The 1168-nt window shown below is 56.8% G+C and carries 1 protein-coding gene; it reads right to left on the bottom strand.

The genetic code is table 11. The annotated features are described in order from the left end of the window. On the bottom strand, nt 1-1168 hold a 1168-nt coding region (locus tag ACSFA3_RS24720; protein ID WP_435508005.1), incomplete at both ends, for a hypothetical protein.

Raw genomic sequence — 1168 nt, 5'->3', positions numbered from 1 at the left:
CGTTGCCCGAGTTTGCTGAGCATCCAACGTTGTGCCCGGACCATGCTTCTCATTAAAGTGCGTCCTGGGATTCACGGCCTTTGCTTGCGCATCACGTTGAGCCAACCAACCAGACCACGTTGCCTCGCTTTTGGACTCCAGTAGTGCGCGACGCTCCGTTGCACCGAGTCCTCCCCATTTGGCCTGCAGCTCTGCCATTCGTCCCGCCGCAAGCGCTTCATTTTTGACGGCCTGCATCTCAATCCTGATTGCCGTGCTTGCACCTCCAGTTATTGTTGGAGGCATCATGGCCGCAGCAGCAGTCCTCCACATCGCTGACTGCTGCTCAAACGGACCGTAGTACTGGTTCGCCACCGGGTTGTAGCCGATAGCACCACCCATAGTGTCGCCAGCCGTGCTCATAGCGGCCTCAGCCATTAATCCAGGAACACCTAGAACTTGCAACGAAGATCGAACTCCCTTTGAATTCCACACCTGTTGAAATTCACTTTCGCCACCAGGATTGGCGCGCAAATAGGCCACTGCTTGGGTGTTCGGATTGCTGCCACTCGCCGCATTTTGAACCTCTTCAATCGTGACCCCGCTAAGAGCCGTGCTCGATCCAAGCACCCTCCACGGATCCCCAGCCTCCCTAAGTTCAGCAGGTATGACAGGAGCACTGGTGATTCTGGGACTGTTGCCCAGATATTTGTACAGAAACGCTGCATCATCGACCGAGACGTAGCCACCACTATTGTTGTTCGTGACCGTCTGTGCATCTTGGGTCAACCGCTCAGTCCACCATTGCACCCGCTCATTCATCCGTTCGCCCAAAGCGATGTCTTTGGCATACACGTCAAGTCCACTTGTAGCAGCAGGGGTGCCGTCGCCTGGCAAGGCAATGTCCCAAGCGCCCCCTACCGCACGCGGGCTCTTGATGTTGTTGATCTCAATGAGTTGGCCCACATAGTTGTTGACGTCGCGCTGGCTGGCACCCGAACCGAGCTGCGCTCGTGCAATACGCTCCATCGAACCGCCATAGTCACCCGCACGTACCGTGCTGGGCTGTGATGACACCCTGTCTTGCCATCCCAAGATGCCATTAGCAGAGGGCTCGATGTTGAAGCCCGCCGGTGTGCCACTCGTATTGCCCTTGCCGCTGCCGGCAAAACGAGCGTTGAGCAAGTCA

This window comes from Variovorax glucosi (assembly GCF_051216695.1).
Lineage (GTDB): Bacteria > Pseudomonadota > Gammaproteobacteria > Burkholderiales > Burkholderiaceae_C > Variovorax.
Note: the sequence above shows the minus strand (reverse complement) of the source record. Positions and strands in the feature narration are given on the sequence as shown.